General features: G+C 45.5%; 11 protein-coding genes. 7 read left to right on the top strand and 4 right to left on the bottom strand.

What is annotated here, in order from left to right; translation table 11 throughout:
* Nucleotides 1–112: 112 nt before the first annotated feature.
* The 3 genes from V7Q33_RS07200 to V7Q33_RS07190 form a co-directional block, all read right to left on the bottom strand.
* Complete coding sequence (locus V7Q33_RS07200; RefSeq protein WP_333819390.1) at nucleotides 113–3,070, bottom strand: hypothetical protein; 2,958 nt, start codon at nucleotides 3,068–3,070, stop codon at nucleotides 113–115.
* A 77-nt stretch (nucleotides 3,071–3,147) separates the two neighbouring features.
* On the bottom strand, nucleotides 3,148–4,053 hold the full coding sequence (locus tag V7Q33_RS07195) for a DUF4249 domain-containing protein (RefSeq protein WP_333819389.1): 906 nt from the start codon (nucleotides 4,051–4,053) through the stop codon (nucleotides 3,148–3,150).
* A gap of 5 nt (nucleotides 4,054–4,058) precedes the next feature.
* Nucleotides 4,059–6,416, bottom strand: coding sequence for a TonB-dependent receptor (locus V7Q33_RS07190; RefSeq protein WP_333819388.1), 2,358 nt, complete (start codon nucleotides 6,414–6,416; stop codon nucleotides 4,059–4,061).
* 232 nt (nucleotides 6,417–6,648) lie between these two features.
* Here V7Q33_RS07190 and V7Q33_RS07185 point away from each other — a divergent pair, with 232 nt between their 5' ends.
* Nucleotides 6,649–6,771 carry a hypothetical protein gene (locus V7Q33_RS07185; RefSeq protein ID WP_331978196.1) on the top strand — a complete coding sequence of 41 codons (123 nt, stop codon included), beginning with the start codon at nucleotides 6,649–6,651 and terminating at the stop codon, nucleotides 6,769–6,771.
* A gap of 16 nt (nucleotides 6,772–6,787) precedes the next feature.
* Here the strand turns inward: V7Q33_RS07185 and V7Q33_RS07180 are convergent, their stop codons facing one another.
* Nucleotides 6,788–7,663, bottom strand: a complete 876-nt coding sequence (locus V7Q33_RS07180; RefSeq protein WP_331978194.1) for a bestrophin family protein — start codon at nucleotides 7,661–7,663, stop codon at nucleotides 6,788–6,790.
* Nucleotides 7,664–7,790: 127 nt separating this feature from the next.
* On the opposite strand from V7Q33_RS07180, the gene V7Q33_RS07175 reads away from it, so the two are divergent.
* The 6 genes from V7Q33_RS07175 (at nucleotide 7,791) to V7Q33_RS07150 (ending at nucleotide 12,990) form a co-directional block, all read left to right on the top strand.
* Nucleotides 7,791–8,639: an SPFH domain-containing protein gene (locus V7Q33_RS07175; protein WP_333819387.1), complete on the top strand. Its 849-nt coding sequence runs from the start codon at nucleotides 7,791–7,793 to the stop codon at nucleotides 8,637–8,639.
* 14 nt (nucleotides 8,640–8,653) lie between these two features.
* Nucleotides 8,654–9,202: a hypothetical protein gene (locus V7Q33_RS07170; RefSeq protein ID WP_331978190.1), complete on the top strand. Its 549-nt coding sequence runs from the start codon at nucleotides 8,654–8,656 to the stop codon at nucleotides 9,200–9,202.
* A 1-nt stretch (nucleotide 9,203) separates the two neighbouring features.
* Nucleotides 9,204–9,362 (top strand): Arc family DNA binding domain-containing protein, encoded by a 159-nt coding sequence (locus V7Q33_RS07165; protein WP_331978188.1) that lies wholly within the window; start codon nucleotides 9,204–9,206, stop codon nucleotides 9,360–9,362.
* A 122-nt stretch (nucleotides 9,363–9,484) separates the two neighbouring features.
* Nucleotides 9,485–10,264 (top strand): hypothetical protein, encoded by a 780-nt coding sequence (locus V7Q33_RS07160; RefSeq protein WP_331978186.1) that lies wholly within the window; start codon nucleotides 9,485–9,487, stop codon nucleotides 10,262–10,264.
* Between the two features lie 83 nt (nucleotides 10,265–10,347).
* Nucleotides 10,348–11,073, top strand: a complete 726-nt coding sequence (gene mtgA / locus V7Q33_RS07155) for a monofunctional biosynthetic peptidoglycan transglycosylase (protein ID WP_331978184.1) — start codon at nucleotides 10,348–10,350, stop codon at nucleotides 11,071–11,073.
* A gap of 297 nt (nucleotides 11,074–11,370) precedes the next feature.
* Complete coding sequence (locus V7Q33_RS07150) at nucleotides 11,371–12,990, top strand: ABC-F family ATP-binding cassette domain-containing protein (protein WP_331978182.1); 1,620 nt, start codon at nucleotides 11,371–11,373, stop codon at nucleotides 12,988–12,990.
* Nucleotides 12,991–13,054: the final 64 nt, after the last annotated feature.

The following is a 13,054-nucleotide window of genomic DNA, read 5'->3' as shown; positions in this document are numbered from 1 at the left end:
GATTTCAAAGATTAGGAAAAAGCCCTTTTGCAAACCGTTGCAAACCTCTTTTTTCCGCATTAAGCTTCCAAAAATAGGGTATAAAAGGCGATTTTCAAGGATTTTTTGAATCCTAAAAATTAAATGTACCGATGAGCAGTTCGAACTTGGTAACAGACGGCCGGATGCCATACGAATACCGGAAACCTACATCGATCTGTGGCAGGAACCTCATAATGTTGATGTCGAATTTCATTTCCGCACCCGTTGAAACATATTCCTGGCTCACCACCTCTTTAGGATATACGGTAGAACCATAACCATAATCAAAGAACAGGTTGGCACGTACACGCTGTACATTCAGTAGCGGCCCGAGTGCTATATCCGGATACCACAGCGGCAATGTATAGTTACCCGACATCGAATAGAAATTCCTGAATCGCGCCACCGACTGTCCGCGCGGCAGTGGCACCCAGTTTCTGAAAGTATAATTATCGAGGCCTTCACCAGTTTTTACATTCAGCGTGGTGGCTATATCAGAATACTGGTATGCCCAATAGCCATAGAAGGAGTGGTGCTTAAAGAGACCTGGGAAATATCCCAAACCATAAAATGAAAACTGGTTGCCGGAGTAATCGCCACCATACGGTGTGTTGAGCACATGCATAAATATAGCCTGTCCCCATTTGCTGTTGATGTCGCGTCTGCTGCGTTTCATGAGGCGCTGTGCCGATACGCTGAAATGGTTGTAGAGCAGGTTACCGTGATCCTGGTAATCGCGAAAGAAGTACTGCGGATAGTTGGAGGGGAACAAGCGACCACCACCATCAATGTTATTGCGGAAGTTTGTAACACGCGTGTAGCCTATATAGTTTCCTATATTTACGGCTCCATAAAATCGCGAACTGGTAGTAACCAACGGAATGCGCAGGCCGGCCTCCACGTTCTCTTCGTCCCATTGAAATTTAGGTTTCTGAGTTACCAGCGTGGTGTCTCTTCCCACCACTTTTGCATACTTCACCGCGTCTTCGGTTGTGGAGCGACTTCCTTTGGTAACGTTCACATCCACGATCGGGAATAAACCCTGGTAGCTTACGCCTGCACGCCAGAAGCCATCACGCTCGTTGATATCATACGTATAGCCTGTTGTGATAGTAGTGGTGCTGAGTATATCACGTGAAGTTATACCAAAGTCTGCACGCGTAAGATTGCTCTCCAGGTATGGTCCCCAGCTAAAGGGATTGATCATGCCTTTTAATTTGGAATATCGTTTTACCGGTAGTGTTTGCTGTGGTATACTATCAAAGAGCATCGGTCTTCCCTCCTGCTCCACCAGGTGTTTATACTCGGTGTCATCGATCACTACATTATTTACCGGCTGCCACGCTGCAGGATCGAACGGTATCTTTACTACATCCAAACCATCGCGCGACTGGTCGTTGTAGTATATTGATTTACCATCTTTCGAAACCGCGGCATTGTACGCACCCAGCCGGCTGGTAGTAACCTGGTATCGCTGTTTCGTCTCCAGATCAATTGCATATATATTGTCGATGCCGCTGGAAGGTGAGTTAAAGAATACATATTTACCATAAAGCACCGGGTGTCCCGCATTTTCCTTCGATACAGGTAGAAGATCGGTTTCGGCACCAGACGCGGCATCTACCAGCGTTATTGTTTTTCCTGTAGCGGTAGTTTTCAACACTATAATTTTAGAACCGTCATCCGACCAGCGCGGCATGGAGTAGAAGTAATTCTGCGGGTTGTCAAATTCCTTTAGCACCTTGCCGGTGAATAACTCCAGCACCAGCAGCGTATTATGATAACCGTTGTCGGAACGGACCGTAACGATCTTGTCGCCTTTCGGTGATAAGGCTGCACTGCCATAGCGTTCGTGCCGGCCACCGATCACACGTTTCTGTTTCGTTTTGTAATCGTATATCTTGATGAGTGAGAAGTTTTTTACCAGCCAGCGCGGATCATAGCCATACTCATTCCACACTACAGAATTTTCAGCTGTGGAAAGCATACCGGCATCGTTGATAAATCCCGGTGTAAAAACTTTTTTCTCCTGCCCGTCTTTCAACAATACAAACTGCTCTATATCACCTATACCTGATTTCATTACGAGTATACTTCCATCTTCCTGCGGTTGGGGATAGAAGTAATCGGTATACGCTGAGCTGCTGCGTACATTTACTTTCTCGAACGAAGTAAGTTTTAACTGATCAATCTCCTTCTGCCATTCCTTGCGTAGTTCGGTGGCCATGTCTGTATACAGACCGGTAACATAGCGGTTAGTCTTGTTATGAATAGCATTGGAAAACGCAAAGGGTATAAACGGAACATTCCACGACCGTGCGGTTATCTTCCCCCATATCTCCGGATCGTTGGTCTTTTTACGCAGGTAACTTACCATGTTATACCCCAGCACATAGTGGTTGGGTATATTATGCTTGTACGATCGCAGGTATTGCTTGTGATAATTGAAAGTTCTTCCTTCCAGTAAGTTGGTTCGAAATACAAGATTAAAGTAAGGTATCTTTCCACGGCCGCTGCGCGTGAATGCTGTTTCGGTAACAACGGCATCACCTTCCCAGAACCACTGCGGTGCAGCTGCCTGCGCCATACCTGCAAGCGTAGGTGTACCAAAGATATAGTAAATCAACCGGTTGAACCCGCGCGTGGCATGCTGGTACTGTACTACGTGCCGGTATTCATGTGAGGCCAGCATATTAAGCCAGTCGCCCGTACCTATAAAATTATAGTCCTGCGGGGGCATGGTATAGAACTCCGATCTGCGTGGCAGAATAGACACAAAGGCATTGGATTGCGATGACTGGTTCTGCAGGATTACTGAAATTTTGCGGGGCCGTGTACCTAACGATTTGGCTTCCGGGTCGTGGATATACTCTAACGTATTAGCCATCCGCTGTGCCTGCTCTTCAAATCCTTTCGGAAACAACACCCTGAAATGCGGTGTATTTACCTGATACCAGTGAATGCCTGTGGGGTTATTTTCCAGAACAGTAGTTTGCGCATGCGCTATAACAGAGAATAGGAAAAGTAAAAAAGGGAGTATTCGTTTCATCCGGAAATAATTTACCTGATGAAATATGAAACTCCCTTTTGTGAAAAGCAACTATTGCTACTTAATTCTGAAAGAACTTATTCGCCTACACGTATCTCTTTGCTGGTAACGGCACTGGCCTGAAAGAGTCCTAACGCTCCATTCGATAAGTTAGTACGCGGCTCGGCTGCAGGCTGATCAAACATACCTCCGTCATTGTTCAACAGCTTGTCAAGGTCGCGGTAAAAGATGTAAGCCTCGCGTGAAAGGCTGAGCACTTCGGCCCGGGCTTTATCGTTCATGCTAAAGAACACCGGAAGCGGAAAGCCATCAATCTTCTCTCCCACCAACTCATCATCGGCATAGTATATATCTGAATCCCGGTCGTAGGTCAACGAATCATTGCGATACGTCTTAAAAAGATAGTAATCTCTTGTTTCTTTAGGTTCCTTTACATACATCAGCACTTCATAAATTCTGCCTGCCAGTTCCGGATCTTTTGCTTCATCTTCGTCAATGCGATACTCTAATTTTTCGATATTGGTAATCGGATTCAGTTTATCCTGTGCGGTATAGGTTTGTCCTTCGGCAACCACGGTGAGGGTATAGGTTCTTCCCACCTGGCCTATAAACGATGTGGGCGGAAGATAGTAACCAACCGAGTCAGCATGATTGCGGGGGTTGTGCACAAAGTCAATGTGGTTGCCCTGATCGTCTTCTATACGCACCGTGGCATCGGTGATGCGCGGTGTCTTTCCGCTGGTATAAAAGCTTACAGACTTGGAAACTTTCACATACTGGTAAAAAGGGTGATTCGTTACCTGTCCTTCGATAACGATTCGTGGCGTATCGTTATTCAGTTTTAATACGACTGTTTCTTCGCAGGAAGCTGCCAGCATGACCAGTGCAGCCAGCAGAAATATACGGTTGAAAGATGTTGTATGGATATACATGGCGCGTACGGATCGGTTAAGCGATTGAGCGGTTGATACTATATACTGCATGTTGATTAGAATTTAATGTTATAGGTTACCGATGGCATGAACGGAAAGAGATATACCATGCGCGCTTCTTTCACAGTTCCATCACCAATTACGTTGCCATCTTTATCTTGCTTGGTTCGGGTATAGATCGTGAACGCGTTCTTGCGACTGTATACATTGTAGATCGAGAATACCCACTGTCCTTTCCATTTACGATTCAGGTTCTTTCTCGGGTTGAGTGTTGCTGAAAGATCCAGCCGGTGGAAGGCTGGCAGGCGATAGCCGTTACGCTCGGTAACAACATCAGGATGATACGTACCATATTCATATTTACCCGATGGAACGGTAGTAGGTCTTCCGGTGCTATAGGTAAAGGCTCCCCCGAATGTCCACTTGTCGTTCAGCTCAAACGCTGCGTTGATGTTCACTACGTTTCTGCGATCGTAGTTGGCAGCATACGTGCGGCCTGCATTTACACCATCGATCTTGCGCTGTGCTTTTGACCATGTATAGCTTACCATACCGGTGAGGCGTCCTTCTTTTTTATTTACCATAAACTCGGCACCATACGCCCACGCACGCCCCTGGCGATATTCAGTCGTCAGGTTCTTGTTCAGCTGTATCTCCGCATTGTCTGCAAAGTCGGTTACATGCTGTGAGTTTTTATAGTATATCTCGGCAGATGCTTCATACATATTGTCCTGCAGGTTCTGGAAATATCCGAGCGCTACCTGGTCGGCCAATTGAGGTTTCAGATAATAGCCGCTGGGGCTCCACGTGTTGAAAGGAAGCGGCACAGTGCCGGCGGCCACGAGGTGAGTGTTCTGCACCATGCGGTTGTAAGAGAATTTTACCGATTGTGTTTCGGATACAGAATAGCGTAATCCTAATCGTGGTTCGAGGTTCGCGTAGGTTTTGACCGACTCCCAGCTCTTAAACTGCAACGAATCTATACGTGTAGGATCGGCATTGTCTTTAGGATCTTCATACAAATATACTTTGCCAGGTCCCATGTTCTGGAAGATGGAGAGACGCACGCCAAGATCCAGCGTAAGCGCATCCGTCAGCTTTCGTTGGTTACTGATATAGAGTCCATGATCCAGCGCATACATTTTGTCGAATACCGTATGTTGAAAGATCGATTCATCTGAGTTAGGTTCGATCGTAGCCGGTGAGAAACGTCTTCCGGAAAGGTGGTATCCGAAGGTAAATTCGTTGTCTACATTGGCAAAATACGTGAGATCGTTCTTAAGACTTACCTCTTGCAAACTGGATTTCCATCTGAACCCCTGCACCGGGTCTTTGATCTCGAAGAGGTAATCAAAGTTACTGGCAATCAGGGTTGTGTTCGAGAACAGGCGTTCATTGAAGAGGTGGTTCCAGCGAAATGTACCGGTGGTGTTACCCCAACCGAAACCTATATCGCCGCCGGAGAATGATATTTTATCGCGACCGGTATAAGCGGATGCAAAAAAGCGGTTCTTGTTATTCGCACGCCAGTTTACTTTTCCATTCAGATCGTAGAAATTTATACTGTTGTCGGTATTGGCTGCTTTCAGATACATGCCGAGGTTCGAAGTGCGGCCCGACAATACAAAAGAGCTCCTTTCTTTTTTGATAGGTGCCTCTATCATTACACGGCTCGCCATGGTGCCAACACCGGCTGTAACACCCAAGCGCTTATTGTTACCGTCAATAGTGCGCACTTCCAGTATAGACGACAATCGGCCACCAAAGCGTGAAGGTATACCGCCTTTATATAGCTCTGATTCTTTAATTACATCGGCATTGAATACAGATACCATACCACCCAGGTGCGATGCATCATATATAGGAGCTTCATCAATCAATATCAGGTTCTGATCACCGCCACCTCCGCGCACAAAAAATGCAGACGTTCCTTCACCGGCCGAAATTACACCGGGCAACATCTGTACATTTTTAATGATATCTACTTCGCCAAAAAGTGTAGGCAGTTTTTTTACCTGGCTGATGTTAAGTGTGTTTTTACTCATCTGCACCGAAACCACATTTTCATCCAACGGTTTCTCAGAGATCTCTACTTCGTTAATGATCTGTGCTTCACCTGCCAGCTCAATGTTTCGTGATACATCCGATTTCATATCGACACTCACATTCTGTATCGTATAGCCTATAAAGCTATACTGCACTTCGTATGTACCTTTGGGAACTGTGATGGAATAAAAACCGTATGCATTAGTAGCAGTGCCTGCCTTTAATTCCGGAATGTATACCGTTACACCGATAAGCTCTTCTCCATTGTCTGCATCTTTCACGTAGCCATTCAGGGTAACTTTATCCTGCGATCGGGCCATGAAACCTGCCAAGACTAACATTGTTGTAACAACCAAAAATCGAGTCATTGTATAATAAGGGGTTTGTGTTATTTCGGTTTCAAGACAATCAGGTGATCGTTACCCCCCATCTCACAAAAAAATATTATCGCGTATTACGTGAACATAGTATGATGTTACATACGCGACTCGGGGGAAGCTTATTAGGACGGGAAAAGAAAATATTGGTTGCCCTGCGCGTAAGAAATTATTGTAATACCTTTGTAGCACTGGCAGCATTGTGTTGCCATGAGAAGTGCTTATGTTCAGAAAGATTAAAGAATTATATCAACAGTATAAACCTTATGTGCGGGTTGACCTTATTATGTACGCATCGCTCATCCTGATGATCATTATTTACTTTATCATCAGCACGGTGCTTTAATAGTGCCGTAACCCGATTAGAGCAATATCTCATCTACATTCTTCTTGATACGCTTCGCCAGTTCATCGGTAGGCAGATCGTTAACGTCACGACCGAACGGATCTTCGATTTCTTCTGCGATCAGTTCAATGCTTAACAACACATACGAAACAAGCACAACCGTAGCAATTGTGAAGTATTCAAACGTTATCACAAACCCGAAAGGCAAGGTAACGATATAGATGAATATAAATTTCTTGATGAACATGGAGTACGAATACGGAATGGGTGTATTCTTGACCCGCTCACAAGCTCCGATGAGATCGATAAAATCTTTCAGCTCTTTATCGAGATTGATAAGCTGATCGCCCGTAAGAATATTTGCTTTATACAACTGGTTTACCCTGCTATACAACAGGGCTGATATCCTGTTGGGTTTATGTTCGACAGATTTCAGCGCCTCCGCTTCTGCACGATCCATATCCAGTTCGTCCAGTTTTACGCCACCACGCAGGTGCTCCTTCATGGCAAACACAAAGTTGGGAATCATGCGGGCAAACCACGCGCGCTCGGTTTTGTTCTCTGCATCGAGGTAGGCATTCAGTTTCAGGGCAAGGTTACGCGTGCTGTTTATCGTGCTGCCCCAAAGTCTTCTTCCCTCCCACCAGCGATCGTACGCAGAGTTGGTTCGAAACACCAGGAACAAACCGAGCACAATACCTAATAAAGAGTGCACGGCTGTAGTACCGGGAAATTCGTTGGGCTTAAATTCAAAATAATCCAGAATAATATAGCAGGATACCCATGTGAAGATGGCGATTACAATAATGGCGGGTAACAAAGTCTTTACGACATGGCGGCTATACGAGTGCAGAATGAGGGCGAGCCAGGTTTTGGGGTTATACTTTACCATACGGCGGTTTTCCGGCCGCTAAATAAGTTCAAGAAATATTCTTAAGCAACGCCTCAACCTGATGAAGTGCATTTGCGTTATAAAATTCAATTCAATATCTTTATGATATCATTTTAATATCACTTCTATGAAAAGAGAAAAGGACTTCAATCCGGTGTCAGGGTATATGATGCTGGTAATCGCAATCTTGATAGCAATATTTGGTGTTGTTGCCATGGCGCAGAGCAGTCCTGTCGCTATACTTTTCATGGCAGCATTCCTCTTTATTATGCCGGGCTTCTTCTTCCTGAATCCCAACAGCTCAATGGTGCTAACATTGTTCGGAGAATATAAAGGCACCGTAAAAACGAATGGTTTTCATTGGGCCAATCCATTCCTCAGCAAGAAGCCTATATCGCTGCGCGCCCGTAACTTCGACAGCGATAAGATCAAGGTAAACGACAAGGTTGGTAACCCGATACAGATCAGTGTTATTCTGGTGTGGCAGGTACGCGATACCTTTAAAGCCAACTTCGAAGTAGATAATTATGAATCATTTGTAAAACTTCAAAGCGATGCGGCTGTGCGCAGACTGGCCGGTCAATATGCATACGATAACTTTGATAAAGAAGAAGAGGTAACACTGCGTTCGGGTAATGATGAAGTAAATCACGCCCTCGAAGAGAACCTGCGCAACCGCCTTGACATTGCGGGCATACATGTAGTGGAGGCACGTATAGGTTCGCTCGCCTATGCTCCTGAAATTGCAGGAGCCATGTTGCGCAGGCAACAAGCTGCAGCCGTAGTATCGGCACGCTTTAAAATTGTAGAAGGCGCTGTAAGCATGGTGCAAATGGCACTTGACCATCTTTCCAAACAACAGATTATAGAGCTGGATGAAGAGCGCAAAGCCGCCATGGTAAGCAACCTGATGGTAGTGCTCTGTGCAGAAAAAGATGTGAATCCGGTGGTAAATACAGGTACGCTCAATCATTGATATATACTCACGGTATGGCGCACGTGCGGAAATATTTTGAAGAGGTACAGCGCTTCCGGCAAAACCGGTGGGTGTGGTATATCTTCACGCCGTTCACGCTGCTCGTGTTCCTTCCGTTGCTGAATGGTATATATATTCAACTCGTGAAGGGAATACCTTGGGGAGACAAGCCCATGAGCAACGATGGTCTGATTGCATTTATCCTTTTTATGCTCGTGTGCTGGGCTCTTACAGGCTGGATGCTATATTCCATCAGGCTGGAAGTATATATCGATTCGGAAGGCGTTCATTATCGTTATTTCCCCAATCGATATACCTGGCGCACCATCGCCAGGGGAGAAATTACATCCTACGAAGTTCGCCGGAAAAAAATTATCTCCGAGACGGGTGGTATTGGATATCACCGGAATGTTTTCAGAAATTCGCGCAGCATGATCATCCGCGGATCGGTATATATACGGCTCGTGCTGTCGGGGGACAGAAAGGTATTGATCGGCACCCAACATCCGGACGAATTTGATAGGGCACTGAAGCGCCTGTTCACCAATCATTCAAACGAGTAGCATGGCGCAAAAAAAACCTTTTGTTCTGAGACTTGATCCTGAAGTTTTGAAAGCTGTAGAGAAATGGGCTGCAGACGAGTTTCGCAGCACCAACGGGCAACTGGAGTGGATCATCAGCAAGGCATTAAAAGATGCCAACCGGCTGAAATCAAAAAGTTAAAATCCGGTATTCACAAAATCCTTTTATATTTCGAGTTGACAGGCTCGTGGCCTGCCTCACACACCTTACCTGCACACCTGAAATATAGCATTGCATTTCACCTAAGCCGAATAAAATAACGTATGAAAACTTTTGGTATCATTCACATTCTCTTGTTTCTGATTCTGATGCTCGCCTATCAATGTGTTTCGGCGCAGGATTATGTTATCACCACAAAAGGAGACTCTATTACCGGCACAGTAAAGCAACTGGCCTTTGGCCACGAGAAAAAAGTGCAGGTTACCGGTGCCGATAAAAAGAAACAGATATTCCCGCTTTTCCATGTGAAATACTTTATACTGAAGGGAGAAAGATACCAGCCGGTGAAAGGCCCTGCCGGTTATGCTTTTATGAAGCTGCTTAAAGAAGGCTATGTTTCATTGTTCGCTTTTCAACAAGAGAACCAGACTACCTACGATGGCCGCTTTCTTTTAAAGCGCGATGGCGAAGGTTCTGAAGTTCCCAACCTGAGCTTTAAAAAGATCATGACCCGCTTCTTCGACGATTGCCCTACCGTATCTGCCAAAATTGATGAAGGTAACTATGGCAAAAAAGAATTACTGCAGATTATTGATGAGTATAATGCATGCATTGCAGGAAGAACTGCCGAGCACACACAGGTAATCGCTACACGTGTAGAGCAAACCAAGAAGATAAACTCATGGGATACACTGGAAGAAAAAGTAAAAGGCATGAGCGATTTTGACGGCAAGACAAACGCACTCGAAATGATAAGCGAGATCAAAAATAAAATAGCGCGTGCGGAGAAAGTACCCAACTTCCTCATTACCGGTTTGAAAGGAGCTCTCTCGCAACCTGAACTTCAGGCCGACCTGGAGAATGCATTGAAAGAATTGAACTAACACGTAGTTGACAGAAAAATTTCAGGCGCTATACTTTTCTTCCATGAAAAGTATAGCGCCTGTTGCATGAGCCCCTGCTGAGTATGAACTGGAAGAAGATTGGACATAAGCTGAAGAAGATATTTGTTATACTCTTTCTCGCACAACTGGTATATATTATTCTGCTGAAGTGGATAGATCCTCCTGTTACCATTACACAACTGGTGAGCTGGGTATCCGGGTATGGATTGAAGCGCGATTATATTACCTGGAAAGAAATGTCCAGCAATGCTCCGCTGGCGGTGATGTCATCCGAAGATCAGTTGTTTCCGGTTCACAATGGTTTCGACTGGAAGAGTATAGAGAAAGCGATCCGATATAACGATCGTAAAAAAACTTCTATTATCCGTGGCGGTTCCACGATTAGCCAGCAGGTAGCCAAAAATGTTTTTCTGTGGCAAGGTCGCAGCTGGACGCGTAAAGGACTTGAAGCCTACTTCACGTTCATGATCGAGAAGATCTGGGGCAAGAAGCGTATACTGGAAGTATACCTGAATGTTTCGGAGATGGGCCGCGGTGTATTCGGCATTGAAGCGGCTGCACACTATTATTTTAAAAAGCCTGCGCGTAAACTTACACAGCGTGAAGCTGCACTGATTGCAGCATGTTTGCCCAATCCTAAAAAGTATAAAGTCAATCCCGCTTCGCCTTACATGGACAGGCGTGCAACCTGGATCGTTTCACAAATGAATTACCTGCGAAGCGATGACGATATCGATGCACTATTGAAAGGAAAAGTGATCGAGAAGAAAGGATACCGGCATGAGTAGCTGCAGGCTTCTGGCTGCTGGACATATTGAGGTCAAGGAATGATTTCTTTGGGAAACTATGTGTCTTCTTTGTGTTCCTTTGCGTGATGGGATTTTATTTTCCACATCCCGATAACTTCTATCGGAAACAAAATAACACGGAAACTGTCTTTCCAGTAGCCTGCAGCCTGTGGCTAGTAGCCGTTCTGCCAGCTGCGCTATTTCGATTGCAACAAATTTTAATCTTTGCCTAACTCGCTACGCCCGGTGCACGTCAGTCTTTTCGTTATCTTTGCAGCTTGATTTGTCCACAACAACATGATTGCAGCAAATAACATCTCTCTTCAGTTCGGCAAGCGCGTACTTTTTGACGAAGTGAACATTAAATTCACTTCCGGCAACTGTTACGGTGTGATCGGTGCGAATGGTGCCGGAAAATCCACGTTCCTGAAAATACTGGCTGGTGATATCGATCCTACCCGCGGAAACATCAGCATTGAACCCGGCAAACGCATGGCCGTGCTCCGCCAGAACCACCACGCTTACGATGAAACATCGGTGCTGGATACAGTACTGATGGGACACAGCAAGCTGTGGAGCATTATGCAGGAGAAAGATGCGATTTATGCGAAGCCCGATTTCTCGGAAGAAGATGGCGTTCGCGCATCAGAGCTTGAAGCTGAGTTTGCCGAAATGGATGGATGGAATGCACAGTCAGATGCAGCAGCGCTGTTGAGCGGACTGGGCATTGTGGAAGAAGATCATTACAAGCTGCTGAAGGAATTGAGCGGTAACCAGAAAGTACGCGTGCTCCTTGCACAGGCGCTGTTTGGAAATCCGGATATCCTGATCCTCGATGAACCTACCAATGACCTTGACATCAACACGATTACGTGGCTGGAAGACTTCCTGCTGGATTTCAAGAATACCGTGATCGTTGTATCCCACGACCGTCACTTCCTCGATACCGTTTGTACGCACATCGTGGATATAGATTTCAGTGCCATCAAATTATATACTGGTAACTATACATTCTGGTATCAATCCAGTCAGCTTGCGTTACAACAGCGCTCGGCTGCCAACAAGAAGGCTGAAGACAAAAAGAAGGAATTACAGGAGTTCATTGCCCGCTTCAGCGCCAATGCTTCCAAATCACGCCAGGCTACGAGCCGCAGAAAATTACTGGATAAGATCAACGTAGATGATATTCAACCTTCTACCCGCCGTTACCCTGCTATTATATACCAGCAGAAACGCACGGCTGGCGATCAGATCCTGCAGGTAGAAAATCTGAGCTACTCACTCAACGGCACCACACTTTTCAAGAACCTTGATTTCTTTGTAAACAAGGGCGACAAGATTGCAGTGCTGAGTAAAGAAAGTCTCGCGATTACATCGTTGTTCCAGATACTGGCAGGTGAACTGAAACCGGATGGCGGTGAATTCAAATTCGGACAAACGATCACCACAGCCTACTTGCCGAACAACAACGAAAAGTATTTTCAATCGAACGATAACCTGATCGACTGGCTTCGTCAGTTTGCAGAGGAAGAGAACAAGGATGAAGTATATATCCGCGGGTTCCTCGGTAAAATGCTTTTCTCAGGCGAAGAAGTATTCAAGAAGTGCAATGTACTCTCCGGAGGAGAAAAGATGCGCTGCATGATTTCACGCATGATGCTGGCCGGTGCCAACGTGCTCATCCTCGATGAGCCTACCAACCACCTCGATCTTGAATCGATCACAGCGTTCAACAACGCGCTGAAAGATTTCCCGGGCACTATATTGTTTACCTCACACGATCACGAGTTCACCCAAACGGTAGCCAACCGCATCATCGAAATAACACCGAATGGTTTCATCGATAAGCTGATGAGCTACGATGAGTATATTGAAAGTGATAAAGTAGCAGAACAGAAAGAAGCGCTCTACGCGTAAGCTGATAATAGCGTAGTTCAACAATTTATAGTAAGGCATCTCTACACAATCTTCAACGATTCAT

This window comes from Ohtaekwangia sp. (assembly GCF_036786105.1).
Taxonomy (GTDB): Bacteria; Bacteroidota; Bacteroidia; order Cytophagales; family Cyclobacteriaceae; genus Ohtaekwangia.
This window is presented reverse-complemented; position numbering and strand designations above follow the sequence as displayed.

Excerpts from the sequence above, each read along its gene's own strand:
- V7Q33_RS07200 (WP_333819390.1), bottom strand. The coding sequence starts at position 3,070 with ATGAAACGAATACTCCCTTTTTTACTTTTCCTATTCTCTGTTATAGCG.
- V7Q33_RS07195 (WP_333819389.1), bottom strand. The coding sequence starts at position 4,053 with ATGCAGTATATAGTATCAACCGCTCAATCGCTTAACCGATCCGTACGC.
- V7Q33_RS07190 (WP_333819388.1), bottom strand. The coding sequence starts at position 6,416 with ATGACTCGATTTTTGGTTGTTACAACAATGTTAGTCTTGGCAGGTTTC.
- V7Q33_RS07185 (WP_331978196.1), top strand. The coding sequence starts at position 6,649 with ATGTTCAGAAAGATTAAAGAATTATATCAACAGTATAAACCTTATGTG.
- V7Q33_RS07180 (WP_331978194.1), bottom strand. The coding sequence starts at position 7,663 with ATGGTAAAGTATAACCCCAAAACCTGGCTCGCCCTCATTCTGCACTCG.
- V7Q33_RS07175 (WP_333819387.1), top strand. The coding sequence starts at position 7,791 with ATGAAAAGAGAAAAGGACTTCAATCCGGTGTCAGGGTATATGATGCTG.
- V7Q33_RS07170 (WP_331978190.1), top strand. The coding sequence starts at position 8,654 with ATGGCGCACGTGCGGAAATATTTTGAAGAGGTACAGCGCTTCCGGCAA.
- V7Q33_RS07165 (WP_331978188.1), top strand. The coding sequence starts at position 9,204 with ATGGCGCAAAAAAAACCTTTTGTTCTGAGACTTGATCCTGAAGTTTTG.
- V7Q33_RS07160 (WP_331978186.1), top strand. The coding sequence starts at position 9,485 with ATGAAAACTTTTGGTATCATTCACATTCTCTTGTTTCTGATTCTGATG.
- mtgA (WP_331978184.1), top strand. The coding sequence starts at position 10,348 with ATGAACTGGAAGAAGATTGGACATAAGCTGAAGAAGATATTTGTTATA.
- V7Q33_RS07150 (WP_331978182.1), top strand. The coding sequence starts at position 11,371 with ATGATTGCAGCAAATAACATCTCTCTTCAGTTCGGCAAGCGCGTACTT.